Annotated in this window: 21 protein-coding genes; all 21 read left to right on the plus strand. The window is 67.3% G+C overall.

The window, feature by feature from the left end:
* Positions 1-46: 46 nt before the first annotated feature.
* The 21 genes from rplV to rpsM all read left to right on the plus strand — a co-directional run bounded on the left by rplV (position 47) and on the right by rpsM (position 12,447).
* Positions 47-412: a 50S ribosomal protein L22 gene (gene rplV / locus DNL27_RS03755; RefSeq protein ID WP_012397693.1), complete on the plus strand. Its 366-nt coding sequence runs from the start codon at positions 47-49 to the stop codon at positions 410-412.
* On the plus strand, positions 413-1,246 hold the full coding sequence (gene rpsC / locus DNL27_RS03760) for a 30S ribosomal protein S3 (RefSeq protein WP_012397694.1): 834 nt from the start codon (positions 413-415) through the stop codon (positions 1,244-1,246).
* The gene (gene rplP, locus DNL27_RS03765; protein WP_012397695.1) at positions 1,246-1,662 is read left to right on the plus strand and encodes a 50S ribosomal protein L16; all 417 of its coding nucleotides are present in this window, start codon (positions 1,246-1,248) and stop codon (positions 1,660-1,662) included. Before rpsC ends, rplP begins: the two co-directional genes overlap by 1 nt.
* Before the next feature lie 3 nt (positions 1,663-1,665).
* Positions 1,666-1,962, plus strand: coding sequence for a 50S ribosomal protein L29 (gene rpmC / locus DNL27_RS03770; RefSeq protein WP_012397696.1), 297 nt, complete (start codon positions 1,666-1,668; stop codon positions 1,960-1,962).
* Positions 1,959-2,246 carry a 30S ribosomal protein S17 gene (gene rpsQ / locus DNL27_RS03775; RefSeq protein WP_012397697.1) on the plus strand — a complete coding sequence of 96 codons (288 nt, stop codon included), beginning with the start codon at positions 1,959-1,961 and terminating at the stop codon, positions 2,244-2,246. The genes rpmC and rpsQ overlap by 4 nt, the downstream gene beginning before the upstream one ends.
* Before the next feature lie 502 nt (positions 2,247-2,748).
* On the plus strand, positions 2,749-3,117 hold the full coding sequence (gene rplN, locus DNL27_RS03780; RefSeq protein WP_012397698.1) for a 50S ribosomal protein L14: 369 nt from the start codon (positions 2,749-2,751) through the stop codon (positions 3,115-3,117).
* 1 nt (position 3,118) lies between these two features.
* The gene (gene rplX / locus DNL27_RS03785; RefSeq protein ID WP_019309641.1) at positions 3,119-3,457 is read left to right on the plus strand and encodes a 50S ribosomal protein L24; all 339 of its coding nucleotides are present in this window, start codon (positions 3,119-3,121) and stop codon (positions 3,455-3,457) included.
* Positions 3,457-4,026: a 50S ribosomal protein L5 gene (gene rplE / locus DNL27_RS03790; protein WP_012397700.1), complete on the plus strand. Its 570-nt coding sequence runs from the start codon at positions 3,457-3,459 to the stop codon at positions 4,024-4,026. Before rplX ends, rplE begins: the two co-directional genes overlap by 1 nt.
* A gap of 74 nt (positions 4,027-4,100) precedes the next feature.
* Positions 4,101-4,499 carry a 30S ribosomal protein S8 gene (gene rpsH / locus DNL27_RS03795; protein ID WP_012397701.1) on the plus strand — a complete coding sequence of 133 codons (399 nt, stop codon included), beginning with the start codon at positions 4,101-4,103 and terminating at the stop codon, positions 4,497-4,499.
* A 31-nt stretch (positions 4,500-4,530) separates the two neighbouring features.
* Positions 4,531-5,067 (plus strand): 50S ribosomal protein L6, encoded by a 537-nt coding sequence (gene rplF / locus DNL27_RS03800; protein ID WP_012397702.1) that lies wholly within the window; start codon positions 4,531-4,533, stop codon positions 5,065-5,067.
* A 2-nt stretch (positions 5,068-5,069) separates the two neighbouring features.
* The gene (gene rplR, locus DNL27_RS03805) at positions 5,070-5,441 is read left to right on the plus strand and encodes a 50S ribosomal protein L18 (RefSeq protein WP_112234738.1); all 372 of its coding nucleotides are present in this window, start codon (positions 5,070-5,072) and stop codon (positions 5,439-5,441) included.
* The gene (gene rpsE / locus DNL27_RS03810; RefSeq protein WP_041297299.1) at positions 5,438-6,163 is read left to right on the plus strand and encodes a 30S ribosomal protein S5; all 726 of its coding nucleotides are present in this window, start codon (positions 5,438-5,440) and stop codon (positions 6,161-6,163) included. The genes rplR and rpsE overlap by 4 nt, the downstream gene beginning before the upstream one ends.
* Positions 6,163-6,369, plus strand: a complete 207-nt coding sequence (gene rpmD / locus DNL27_RS03815; protein WP_012397705.1) for a 50S ribosomal protein L30 — start codon at positions 6,163-6,165, stop codon at positions 6,367-6,369. The genes rpsE and rpmD overlap by 1 nt, the downstream gene beginning before the upstream one ends.
* A gap of 2 nt (positions 6,370-6,371) precedes the next feature.
* Entirely contained in the window at positions 6,372-6,839 is a 468-nt protein-coding gene (gene rplO, locus DNL27_RS03820; protein ID WP_012397706.1) for a 50S ribosomal protein L15, read from the plus strand.
* A gap of 188 nt (positions 6,840-7,027) precedes the next feature.
* Positions 7,028-8,341 carry a preprotein translocase subunit SecY gene (secY, locus tag DNL27_RS03825; protein ID WP_012397707.1) on the plus strand — a complete coding sequence of 438 codons (1,314 nt, stop codon included), beginning with the start codon at positions 7,028-7,030 and terminating at the stop codon, positions 8,339-8,341.
* A 122-nt stretch (positions 8,342-8,463) separates the two neighbouring features.
* Complete coding sequence (locus tag DNL27_RS03830) at positions 8,464-9,030, plus strand: adenylate kinase (protein ID WP_012397708.1); 567 nt, start codon at positions 8,464-8,466, stop codon at positions 9,028-9,030.
* Between the two features lie 203 nt (positions 9,031-9,233).
* The gene (gene map / locus DNL27_RS03835) at positions 9,234-10,016 is read left to right on the plus strand and encodes a type I methionyl aminopeptidase (protein ID WP_370447111.1); all 783 of its coding nucleotides are present in this window, start codon (positions 9,234-9,236) and stop codon (positions 10,014-10,016) included.
* 94 nt (positions 10,017-10,110) lie between these two features.
* Complete coding sequence (gene rlmN, locus DNL27_RS03840) at positions 10,111-11,259, plus strand: 23S rRNA (adenine(2503)-C(2))-methyltransferase RlmN (protein ID WP_012397710.1); 1,149 nt, start codon at positions 10,111-10,113, stop codon at positions 11,257-11,259.
* A gap of 240 nt (positions 11,260-11,499) precedes the next feature.
* A complete protein-coding gene (gene infA, locus DNL27_RS03845; RefSeq protein ID WP_012397711.1) occupies positions 11,500-11,721 on the plus strand; it encodes a translation initiation factor IF-1 in 222 nt (73 codons plus the stop codon).
* 85 nt (positions 11,722-11,806) lie between these two features.
* Positions 11,807-11,920 (plus strand): 50S ribosomal protein L36, encoded by a 114-nt coding sequence (rpmJ, locus tag DNL27_RS03850; RefSeq protein WP_012397712.1) that lies wholly within the window; start codon positions 11,807-11,809, stop codon positions 11,918-11,920.
* A 158-nt stretch (positions 11,921-12,078) separates the two neighbouring features.
* Entirely contained in the window at positions 12,079-12,447 is a 369-nt protein-coding gene (gene rpsM / locus DNL27_RS03855) for a 30S ribosomal protein S13 (protein ID WP_012397713.1), read from the plus strand.
* The last annotated feature ends 43 nt before the right edge of the window (positions 12,448-12,490 follow it).

Consider the following 12,490-nt stretch of genomic DNA (forward strand, 5'->3'; position numbering starts at 1 on the left):
CGGTCGCAACGCTGCACTTCTTCGACAAGACGAGAGAAGGAAAGCAATGGAAGCCAAGGCATCTGCGCGCTACATCCGCGTGACGCCTATGAAGGCCCGGCGCGTCGTCAACCTGATTCGTGGCCAGCAGGCGAATGAGGCATTGGCGATTCTGAAGTTTGCCCCCCAGGCAGCTTCCGAGCCGGTGTTCAAGGTTCTCGAATCCGCCGTGGCCAACGCCCGGCAGAAGGCCGACCGCGAGGGACTCGCGTTCAAGCCGGAAGACCTCGTGGTCTCCGCGGCCTTCGTGGACGAGGGACCCACCATGAAGCGGTTCCAGCCGCGTGCCCAGGGCCGTGCGTTCCGCATCAACAAGCGCACGAGCCACGTGACCGTGGTCGTGGCGACCCCGGAGAAGGAGGAGGTCCGCTAAGTGGGACAGAAAATCAACCCCAACGGATTCCGTCTGGGCATCACCACCGACCACGTCTCGCACTGGTACGCCGACTCCAACCAGCCGGGTCAGCGCTACAAGGACTACATCCGCGAGGACGTCAAGATCCGCGAGCTCATGTCCAAGGGCATGGACCGCGCCGGGATCTCCAAGGTCGAGATCGAGCGCACCCGTGACCGCGTCCGCGTGGACATCCACACGGCACGTCCGGGCATCGTGATCGGCCGCCGCGGTGCCGAGGCGGACCGCATCCGCGGCGAGCTCGAGAAGCTCACCGGCAAGCAGATCCAGCTCAACATCCTCGAGGTCAAGAACCCGGAGATCGACGCCCAGCTCGTCGCGCAGGGCGTGGCCGAGCAGCTGGCCTCCCGTGTCGCGTTCCGCCGCGCCATGAAGAAGGCCATCCAGTCCGCGCAGCGCGCGGGCGCCAAGGGCATCCGCATCCAGTGCGCCGGCCGTCTGGGCGGCGCCGAGATGTCCCGCTCGGAGTTCTACCGCGAAGGCCGTGTGCCCCTGCACACCCTGCGCGCGAACATCGACTACGGCTTCTTCGAGGCGAAGACCACCTTCGGCCGCATCGGCGTGAAGGTCTGGATCTACAAGGGCGACCTGACCGACAAGGAACTCGCTGCCCAGCAGGCCGCTGCTCCCTCCTCGCGGGGTCGCAACGACCGTCGCGGCGGTGGCGGTGGCGAGCGTCGTCGTCGCCCGAATGACCGTAACGACCGTGGCGGGCGCCGTGAGCGCGACTCCGCCGCCGCCCCCCAGCAGAACAGCGCTGCGGAGGCCAACAACGCAGAGGGTGGTAAGTAATGCTTATCCCACGTCGTGTGAAGTTCCGCAAGCAGCACCACCCGCGTCGTCGCGGTCAGGCCAAGGGCGGAACCCAGGTCACGTTCGGCGAGTGGGGCATCCAGGCGATGAGCCCGGCGTACGTCACGAACCGTCAGATCGAGGCCGCGCGTATCGCCATGACCCGCCACATCAAGCGTGGCGGCAAGGTCTGGATCAACATCTACCCGGACCGTCCCCTGACCAAGAAGCCCGCCGAGACCCGCATGGGTTCCGGTAAGGGTTCCCCCGAGTGGTGGATCGCCAACGTCAAGCCCGGACGCGTCATGTTCGAGATCTCGGGCGTGAGCGAGGACGTGGCCCGTGAGGCCCTGCGCCTGGCAATCCACAAGCTCCCGATGAAGGCACGCATCGTGCGTCGCGAAGGCGGTGAATGATCAATGGCTATTGGATCCAAGGATCTGAACATGGACAACCTTGCGGCTCTTGACACCGGTGCCCTCACCGACCAGCTGCGCAAGTCCAAGGAAGAGCTGTTCAACCTGCGCTTCCAGGCTGCGACCGGTCAGCTCGAGAGCAACACCCGGCTGAAGTCCGTCAAGCGCGACATCGCCCGGATCTACACCGTCCTGCGCGAGCGCGAGCTCGGCATCCGCGAGGACGTGGCGCCGGCTGCCGCGAAGACCGAGAAGAAGGCCTCGAAGAAGGCTGCCAAGTCTGAGGATGATGCCAAGTGAGCGAGCAGGTCAACAACGAAACGGCCGCGGCCGAGCGCGGTGACCGCAAGTCCCGCCAGGGCTACGTGGTCTCCGACAAGATGGACAAGACCGTGGTGGTCCAGGTCGAGGACCGCGTCAAGCACGCGCTCTACGGCAAGGTCCTGCGCAAGTCCAAGCGCGTGAAGGCCCACGACGAGGAGAACTCCTGCGGCGTGGGGGACCTCGTACGCATCGTCGAGACCCGTCCGCTGTCCGCCAACAAGAACTGGCGGGTCGTGGAGATCGTCGAGAAGGCCAAGTAGGTCCTTTCCGCGAGATCGTTTCTCAGCCCCCGTCCGGCACTGCCGGGTGGGGGCTGAGCCCGTTCCGGGGGAGGGCCCCGGCTGATTGGAGTTCGCCCCCTGCATGCGGTAGATTAGGCCGGTACGCGTGTCGTCACACGTGTGCCCTTCTGGCTTCGACCCTGCTGAGTCAGAATCCACGACCAACGCCGCGCCCTCGAGGTGCGTGCCCGTTGGCGGCAAGTCCCGCGGTCCGCCGCGGAAGGCGCCGCACCCGCTCGGTGCGAACGCTGCGAGAACTTGCCCGTTGATTCTGCGCTCAGCACCGGATCCGGGCAGGGCAGCTCGGCGAGATCCCTCGCCCACATGTGCGATCACCGCGTGCAAACTCCGCGCAGCGCCCCGGGCCCCTCCTACGGCCTCGGGGGACACCGTGGCGGGGAGCGTTCACACGACCACCGTTCCGCAAGGCTCGACATTCAGCAGGTTTGGATGAGAACCGGCGCGACGACAGGAGTATTCAGTGATTCAGCAGGAATCGCGGCTGCGGGTTGCCGACAACACGGGTGCGAAGGAAATTCTCACCATCCGTGTGCTCGGTGGATCCGGACGCCGTTACGCAGGCATTGGTGACGTCATCGTCGCCACCGTCAAGGACGCCATCCCCGGCGGCAACGTCAAGAAGGGCGACGTGGTCAAGGCGGTTGTGGTCCGTACCAAGAAGCAGAGGCGCCGTCCCGACGGTTCCTACATCCGTTTCGACGAGAACGCCGCAGTGATCTTGAAGAACGACGGGGACCCCCGCGGCACGCGCATCTTCGGCCCCGTGGGCCGCGAGCTGCGCGACAAGAAGTTCATGAAGATCGTCTCGCTGGCTCCGGAGGTGCTCTGACATGGCTAAATTCAAGATCAAGACCGGCGACCTCGTGCAGGTCATCACCGGCAAGAACAAGGGCGAGCAGGGCAAGGTACTGCGCGTGATCACCGAGACCTCCCGCGTGGTGGTCGAGGGTGTGAACGTCGTGACCAAGCACAAGCGCGCCAACGCCCAGGGCGAAGCCGGCGGCCTCGTCAAGTCCGAGGCTCCCATCCACATCTCCAACGTGATGCTCGTGGACCCGGAGACCGGCAAGCCGACCCGTGTGGGCTACCGCACCGAGACCGTGGAGCGCGACGGCAAGCAGAAGACCGTCCGCGTTCGCGTGTCCAAGAGCACCGGCAAGGATCTGTGATGAGCGAAACGACCGAAACCAAGTTCACCCCCCGGTTCAAGACCAAGTACCAGGAGACCGTTGCTCCGGCGCTTCAGGAGCAGTTCGGCTACGCGAACGTCATGGAGATGCCGCGCGTGGTCAAGGTCGTGGTCAACATGGGTCTGGGCGAGGCGGCCAAGGACTCCAAGCTGGTGGACAACGCCATCAAGGACCTCACCGCCATCACCGGCCAGAAGCCCGTGATCAACCGTGCCAAGAAGTCCATCGCGCAGTTCAAGCTGCGTGAGGGCATGCCGATCGGCGCGCACGTCACCATGCGCGGCGACCGCATGTGGGAGTTCCTGGACCGCCTGGTCACGCTCGCGCTGCCGCGCATCCGTGACTTCCGTGGGCTGTCCGACCGTCACTTCGACGGCAACGGCAACTACACCTTCGGTCTGACGGAGCAGTCCATGTTCCACGAGATCGATCAGGACAAGATCGACCGCGTGCGTGGCATGGACATCACCGTGGTCACGTCCGCCAAGACCGACGACGAGGGTCGTGCGCTGCTCAAGGCGCTCGGCTTCCCGTTCAAGACCAACTAATTCCATCGACGCCAGAAGGTCCCTGCGGGCTGCAACCGGCAGGGAAACCGTGGCGAGGAAGGGCTGAAGCCCACATGACAATGACAGATCCCGTCGCAGACATGCTGACGCGTCTGCGCAACGCGAACTCCGCCTACCACGACACCGTGAGCATGCCGTACTCCAAGCTGAAGGCTCGGATCGCGGAGATCCTCAAGGCCGAGGGCTACATCGCGGACTGGTCCGAGGAGCCCGCGCGGGTCGGCAAGACGCTGACCCTGTCGCTGAAGTTCGGGTCCAACCGTGAGCGCTCGATTGCTGGTGTGCGCCGCATCTCCAAGCCGGGCCTGCGCGTGTACGCGAAGTCCACGAACCTCCCCCGGGTGTTCGGCGGCCTCGGCATCGCGATCCTCTCCACGTCCTCTGGACTGCTCACTGACAAGCAGGCCGGCAAGAAGGGCGTGGGCGGGGAAGTCCTCGCGTACGTCTGGTAACCGGTAGCACAGAAGAAGAAAGGAAGAAGACATGTCACGTATTGGACGTCTCCCGATCTCTGTGCCCGCCGGTGTGGAGGTTTCCGTGGACGGTTCCGCGGTGTCGGTCAAGGGCCCCAAGGGCACGCTGACCCACACTGTTTCGGCACCCATCACGGTGGTCGTGGAGGACGGCACCGTTCAGGTGTCCCGCCCCAACGACGAGCGCGAGTCCCGCTCCTTGCACGGTCTCACGCGTTCCCTGATCGCCAACATGATCCAGGGTGTGTCCGAGGGATACACCAAGCAGCTGGAGATCGTGGGCACGGGTTACCGCGTGCAGGCCAAGGGGGCCGACCTGGAGTTCGCTCTGGGCTACAGCCACCCGGTTCCCTTCTCCGCGCCGGACGGCATCACGCTGTCCGTCGAGGGGAACAACAAGGTCACCGTTTCCGGTATCGACAAGCAGCAGGTTGGCCAGGTCGCCGCGAAGATCCGCTCCCTGCGTCTGCCCGATCCCTACAAGGGCAAGGGTGTCCGCTACGCGGGCGAGCAGATCCGCCGCAAGGCCGGAAAGGCTGGTAAGTAATCATGGCTCTCGTAATCAAGGGAAAGTCGAAGGCTGCCCAGCGCGCGCGGCGTCACCGTCGCGTCCGCAAGCACATCGCCGGAACCGCGCTGCGCCCCCGTCTGGTGGTCACGCGTTCCACCCGCCACATGGTCGCCCAGGTGATCGACGACGACAAGGGCTCCACCCTGGTCTCCGCGTCCACCATGGAGAACGACCTGCGTGCGTCGTCCGACGACAAGACCGCCAAGGCCAAGCGCATCGGTGAGCTGATCGCCGAGCGCGCCAAGGCCGCGGGGATCGAGACCGTCGTGTTCGACCGCGGCGGCAACAAGTACCACGGCCGTGTGGCCGCGGTGGCCGAGGGTGCCCGTGAAGGAGGTCTGGCGCTGTGAGCGAGCAGAAGAACGAGAAGGAAACTCAGGTGAGCGAAGCCACCAACGGTTCCAACGAGACTGCCGGGGCGAACGCCTCGCAGCGTGGTTCCGACGACAACCGCGGTGCCCGCGGCGGTCGCAATGAGCGCGGTGGCCGGAACGAGCGCGGTTCGCGCAACGACCGCGGCGGCCGTGGTGGTCGTGGCGGGCGTGACGAGGAGAAGGACAAGTTCCTCGAGCGCGTCGTCACCATCAACCGCGTGTCGAAGGTCGTGAAGGGCGGTCGTCGCTTCAGCTTCACCGCTCTCGTGGTCGTCGGCGACGGCAACGGCATGGTGGGCGTGGGCTACGGCAAGGCCAAGGAAGTTCCCGCGGCCATCTCCAAGGGCGTCGAGGAGGCGAAGAAGAACTTCTTCCGCGTCCCGCGTGTGGAGGACCGCACCATCCCGCACCGCGTGCAGGGTGAGGCCGCGGCCGGCGTCGTCATGCTCCGTCCCGCCACCCCGGGTACCGGTGTGATCGCCGGCGGTCCGGTGCGTGCGGTGCTCGAGTGCGCCGGCATCCACGACGTGCTGTCCAAGTCGCTCGGCTCGTCCAACCAGATCAACATCGTGCACGCGACCATCCAGGCGCTGCGTGAGCTTGAGGAGCCCGCGTCCGTGGCGGCCCGCCGTGGCCTGCCCATGGACGAGGTCGTCCCGGCGCCGTTGCTGCGTGACATCCAGAAGGCAGGTGCCTGATGAACGGAAAGCGCATCCAGGCCACCGGCGCGACCCTGCGTGTCAAGCAGGTCCGTTCCGTGGTCGGTCAGAAGCAGAACATGCGCGACACGCTGCGTTCGCTGGGTCTCAAGCGCCCCGGCCAGGTCGTGGAGCGCAAGGCCGATGCGGCCACCGTGGGCATGATCAACACGGTGACCCATCTCGTTGAGGTTGAGGAGGCTTGAGCATGGCTGAGAACACCCAGAACAAGCGCCACGCTCTGAAGGTTCACCACCTGCGTCCGGCCCCCGGATCGCACCAGGCCAAGACCCGTCTTGGCCGCGGTGAGGCCTCCAAGGGCAAGACGGCGGGTCGCGGTACCAAGGGCACCAAGGCGCGCTACCAGGTCAAGGCCGGCTTCGCGGGCGGGCAGCTGCCGCTGCACATGCGTCTGCCGAAGCTGCGCGGGTTCAAGAACCCGTTCCGCGTGGAGTACCAGGTCGTCAACCTGGACCGTCTCGCGGAGCTGTTCCCCGAGGGTGGCACCGTCACCGTCGCGGACCTCGTGTCCAAGGGCGCAGTGCGCAAGAACCAGCCGGTGAAGGTGCTGGGCAGCGGGGAGATCTCCGTGGCCCTGAACATCACCGCGGACAAGTTCTCGGCCTCCGCGGCCGAGAAGATCTCCGCGGCCGGCGGTTCCACGCAGAACGCGTGACCCGTTTCCAGCATCCGGTTGTAGGGTGAGTCCCTGAACTGGAGTGGGCCCCGTGCCGTCTCGACGGCGCGGGGCCCACTGCTTTCCCGGGATGCCTCTGCGGCGGGCCACAGGGCTGCCGCGCATCCTTCGCTAGACTTGCCCGGGGCCGGGACCTCCCGGGCCACCACGTTTTTGGAGGAGGACCAGTGCTCAGTGCTTTCGCGCGGGCGTTCACCACGCCGGAGCTGCGCAACAAGCTGCTGTTCACGCTCGGGATCATCGTGATCTACCGGCTGGGGACTTTCATCCCCGCGCCGGGGGTGGACTACGGCAACGTCCAGCAGTGCCTGGCGATGGGCAACACCACGGGCGGCGCGTACGACCTGGTCAACCTGTTCAGCGGCGGCGCCCTGCTGCAGCTGTCGGTCTTCGCCCTCGGTGTGATGCCCTACATCACGGCGAGCATCATCGTGCAACTGCTGCGCGTGGTCATCCCGCGCTTCCAGGAGCTGCACGAGGAGGGCGCCCAGGGGCAGACCAAGCTCACGCAGTACACCCGCTACCTCACCATCGGCCTGGCCGCGCTCAACGCCACCACGGTGATCTCGCTGGCGCGCTCCGGGAACCTGCTGGGCAACTGCCCGCTACCGGTGATCCCGGACGACTCCCTGTTCGTGCTGGTGGTCATGATCATCACCATGACGGCCGGCACCACCGTGATCATGTGGCTCGGTGAGCGCATCACGGACCGCGGCGTGGGCAACGGCATGTCCCTGCTGATTTTCACCTCGATCGCCGCGACCTTCCCGTCCGCGCTCGGTGAGATCCTGCGCACCCGCGGCTGGGGGATCTTCCTGGGCGTGTGCGCGATCGGGCTGGTGGTCATCACGTGCGTGGTGTTCGTGGAACAGTCCCAGCGCCGGATCCCGGTGCAGTACGCCAAGCGCATGGTGGGGCGCCGCACGATCGGCGGCACCAGCACCTACATCCCGCTGAAGGTCAACATGGCCGGCGTGATCCCCATCATCTTCGCGTCCTCCATGCTCATGCTGCCCACCATGCTGGCCCAGTTCGCCATGCCCGACGACGGCAGCCCCGTGCCCGGGTGGGTCAACTGGATCAACACGTACCTGGCCCGCGGCGACCACCCCGTGTACATGACGGTCTACTTCCTGCTGATCGTGGCGTTCACGTACTTCTACGTGTCCATCACGTTCAACCCGGAGGAGGTCTCCAACAACATGAAGCGCTACGGCGGCTTCATCCCGGGGGTCCGCGCGGGCCGTCCCACAGAGAACTACCTGCGCTACGTGCTCTCGCGCATCACCCTGCCGGGCGCGCTGTACCTGGGCATCCTGTCCATGATCCCGCTGATCGCGCTCGTGGCCTTCGGCGCGAACCAGAACTTCCCGTTCGGCGGTCCGTCCCTGCTGATCATGGTGGGCGTGGGCCTGGACACGGTCAAGCAGATCGACGCCCAGCTGCAGCAGCGCCACTACGAGGGCCTGCTGCGCGCCTGAGCCGCGCCGCGGCGTCGTCGTCAGGGTGCCTCTGGCGGGTGACGACGCCGCCCGGTCACGTCGAGCGCGTCCGGGCGCCCCGGTAGAGTGGCAGCACGTACCCGCTCACGCAAGGAGAGATCATGACCCGCATGTTGATCATCGGACCGCCAGGTGCAGGCAAGGGCACGCAAGCCGCCCGGATCTCCGAGCGACTGGGCGTGCCCGCCATCTCCACCGGGGACATCTTCCGAGCGAACATCAAGGACCAGACCGAACTGGGCCGTGAGGCGCAGCGCTACACGGACGCGGGCAACCTCGTGCCGGACTCCGTGACCAACGAGATGGTGCGGGACCGGCTCTCGCACGAGGACGTCTCCGGAGGGTTCCTGCTCGACGGCTACCCCCGCACCGTGGCGCAGGTCGAGGAGCTCGACCGGATCCTCGAGGCGAACGGCGTGGGCCTCGACGTGGTGCTGCTGCTGACCGCGGACAACGACGAGCTCGTGTCCCGGCTGCTGGGCCGGGCCCAGGAGCAGGGCCGCACGGACGACACCGAGGACGTGATCCGCCACCGTCTGGACGTCTACGACGAGCAGACCGCCCCGGTGGTGGGCGTCTACGAGGACCGCGGCATCGTGGTGCGCGTGGACGGGCTGGGCAGCATCGACCACGTCACCGAACGCATCATGGCGGCGCTCGAGCGCTGAGCCCGCCCGCCGCTGCGACGGCTCCCGCACGGGACCGTCAGGGCGGCACGAGACCACGAGAGGGCCCCCGGGCCGGTGCACAGCACGGGCCCGGGGGCTCCACCATCGACACCCGCAGCGAGCGGGACGCATCCAGGGAGGACCCGAGCACCGTGCTGGGACGCCGCAAGATCCAACTCAAGTCCGACGCCGAGCTGGCCGCCATGGCCCGGGCGGGCGTCGTGACGTCCCGCGCGCTCGACGCCGCGGTGGCCGCGGCCGTGCCCGGGGCCACCACCGCGGACCTCGACCGCGCCTTCCGCGCGGTGCTGGACGAGTACGGGGCGGAGTCCAACTTCCTGGGCTACTACGGCTACCCGGCCACGGTGTGCACCTCCGTCAACGAGGAGGTGGTCCACGGCATCCCGGGGGAGCGGGAGCTGCGCGACGGGGACATCGTCTCGATCGACGGCGGGGCCGTGGTGGCCGGCTGGCACGGGGACTCCGCCCGCACGGTGCTCGTGGGCGAGTCCCAGGACCCCGCGGACCAGGAGCTCTCGGACGTCACACGGGCCGCCATGTGGCGCGGCATCGCCGCCATGGCCACGGGCACGCACGTGGGCGACATCGGTCTCGCGGTGGAGAACCACGTGCGCGGGACCGTGGGTGGGCGCCTCGGGATCCTCGAGGACTACGTGGGCCACGGCATCGGCACCGAGATGCACATGGCCCCGGACGTGCCAAACTTCGCGATCAAGCACCGCGGTCCCAAGCTGGTTCCCGGCACGGCACTGGCCATCGAGCCCATGCTCGTGCGCGGCGGCATCGAGACCAGCGTGCTCGCCGACGACTGGACGGTCGTGACCGTGGACGGCTCCCGGGCGAGCCAGTGGGAGCACAGCGTGTGCCTGCACAGCCGGGGCGTGTGGGTGCTCACGGCCGAGGACGGCGGAGCCTCCGGACTCGAGCCGCTCGGGATCCACCCGGTCCCGATCCCGGGATCCTGACCCCGGACACCCGGACACCCGGACACCCGGACACCCGGACACCCGGACACCCGGACACCCGGACACCCGGACACCGACACGGAAGAGGACAGCCATGACCACGACACCCGTGGAGATCACACCGAGGCCCGAGACCGGCCAGCTGGTGTTCAAGCCCGCCCGCCGGGGCAAGCCGCCGCTGCACCTGGCGGACTTCGACATGGCCGGGCGCAAGGAGTTCCTGCGGGCGGCCGGCTACCCGGCGTTCCGGGCGTCGCAGCTGTCCAAGCACTACTTCGAGCGCTTCGAGGCCGATCCCGCCGCCATGACGGACCTTCCCGCGGGGCAGCGGGAGGAGCTCGTGGCCAAGGCCATGCCGCCGCTGCTCAAGACCGTCCGGCAGCTGCGCGCGGACGAGGGGATGACCGTCAAGTCCGTGCACCGGCTCTTCGACAACGCCATGGTGGAGTCCGTGCTGATGCGCTACGACAAGCGCGTGACCATGTGCATCTCCTCGCAGGCCGGCTGCGGCATGAACTGCCCCTTCTGCGCGACCGGCCAGTCGGGGCTCACCCGCAACCTGTCCGCGGCGGAGATCGTGGACCAGGTGGTGCAGGGCGTGCGCGCACTGCGTGACGGTGCGGTGGGGGACCCGGAGGAGGCGCCGCAGCGGGTGTCCAACATCGTGTTCATGGGCATGGGCGAGGCGCTCGCGAACTACAAGGCCACCATGGGTGCGGTGCACCGGATCATCGACCCGTCGCCCGAGGGCCTGGGCATCTCCGCCCGCGGGCTCACGATGTCCACGGTGGGCCTGGTGCCCGGCATCCGCAAGTTCACCCTCGAGAAGCTGCCCATCACGCTCGCGCTGTCCCTGCACGCCCCCGACGACGAGCTGCGGGACGAGCTGATCCCCATCAACACCCGGTGGAAGGTGGACGAGGCGCTCGACGCCGCCCGCGACTACTACGACGCCACGGGCCGCCGCGTGTCCATCGAGTACGCGCTGATCCGCGACATCAACGACCAGGGCTGGCGCGCGGACCTGCTGGGGGAGAAGCTCAACAAGCGGGGTGGGGGATGGGTGCACGTGAACCCCATCCCGCTCAACCCCACGCCCGGCTCCAAGTGGACCGCCTCGCGGCCCGGGGTGGAGCAGAACTTCGTGGAGCGGCTGCGCGCCCACGGCATCCCCACCACGGTGCGGGACACCCGGGGCTCGGACATCGACGGCGCCTGCGGCCAGCTGGCCACGGAGGCCTGAGCGGTCCACCGCGCGGGAGCGGCGCGCCGCCTGGAGCCGGGCGCGGCGGCGTCGTGCCTTGCGGAAACCACCGGAAAGGCGTAGTGTCGTCCGTTGGTTGTTTGTGCTCGCAGGTCGAGCCGTGCCCAGAACCCCGACCCCCGCTGCCGCGTGCAGTGCGGGGTTGTTCATCTGGTGGGCTGGATCGGAGCACCGCCGTCCGGATAGACACCCGGACCCCTCGAGAAGTTAGCGGAGGATATGGCCAAGAAAGACGGAGTCATCGAGATTGAAGGCACTGTGGTCGAGGCACTGCCCAATGCGTCGTTCCGTGTTGAGCTGACCAACGGTCACAAGGTGCTCGCCCACATCTCGGGCAAGATGCGCCAGCACTACATCCGGATCCTCCCCGAGGACCGCGTTGTGGTGGAGCTCAGCCCCTATGACCTCTCCCGAGGCCGGATCGTCTACCGCTACAAGTAGCATCCGCGGCCACCGCCGCGCCAGGGACACCTGCGCGCTCCGGGGCCACAGTGCATACGCCATTACTAGTACGCGAAGGAATGCGATGAAGGTCCAACCGAGCGTCAAGCAGATCTGCGACAAGTGCAAGGTGATCCGCCGCAACGGCCGGGTCATGGTGATCTGCGAGAACCCCCGGCACAAGCAGCGCCAGGGCTGACGGGAACGCTCCCGCCCACGCAAGTGGATTGACAAGAACGGACACCGCAGCCGCCGCCCCAGGGCGCGGCAACCCCCGGCACGGAGGCCGGAGACCGATCGTGAACCGATCGGGACGCGGTGTTCAAGACCTCCGGAACATCAAGGAGAACCGCCACTATGGCTCGTCTCGCAGGCGTCGACCTTCCCCGTGAAAAGCGGCTGGAAGTTGCGCTGACCTACATCTACGGCGTGGGCCGTACCCGCGCACTCGAAACCCTGGAAGCCACGGGCATCTCCGGGGACGTGCGCGTCAAGGATCTCACCGATCCGCAGCTCGTGGAGCTGCGCGACTACATCGAAGGCAACTACAAGGTCGAAGGCGATCTTCGCCGTGAGGTGGCCGCCGACATCCGCCGCAAGGTCGAGATCGGCAGCTACCAGGGCCTGCGTCACCGTCGGGGTCTGCCCGTCCACGGCCAGCGCACCAAGACCAACGCCCGCACCCGCAAGGGTCCCAAGCGCACGGTCGCCGGTAAGAAGAAGTAATCGCGGCCGCCGTCCGGTGGGCGGCTGACCGACGTCGAAGATC

The sequence above is a fragment of the Kocuria sp. BT304 genome, assembly GCF_003290245.1.
Taxonomy (GTDB): Bacteria; Actinomycetota; Actinomycetes; order Actinomycetales; family Micrococcaceae; genus Kocuria; species Kocuria rhizophila_A.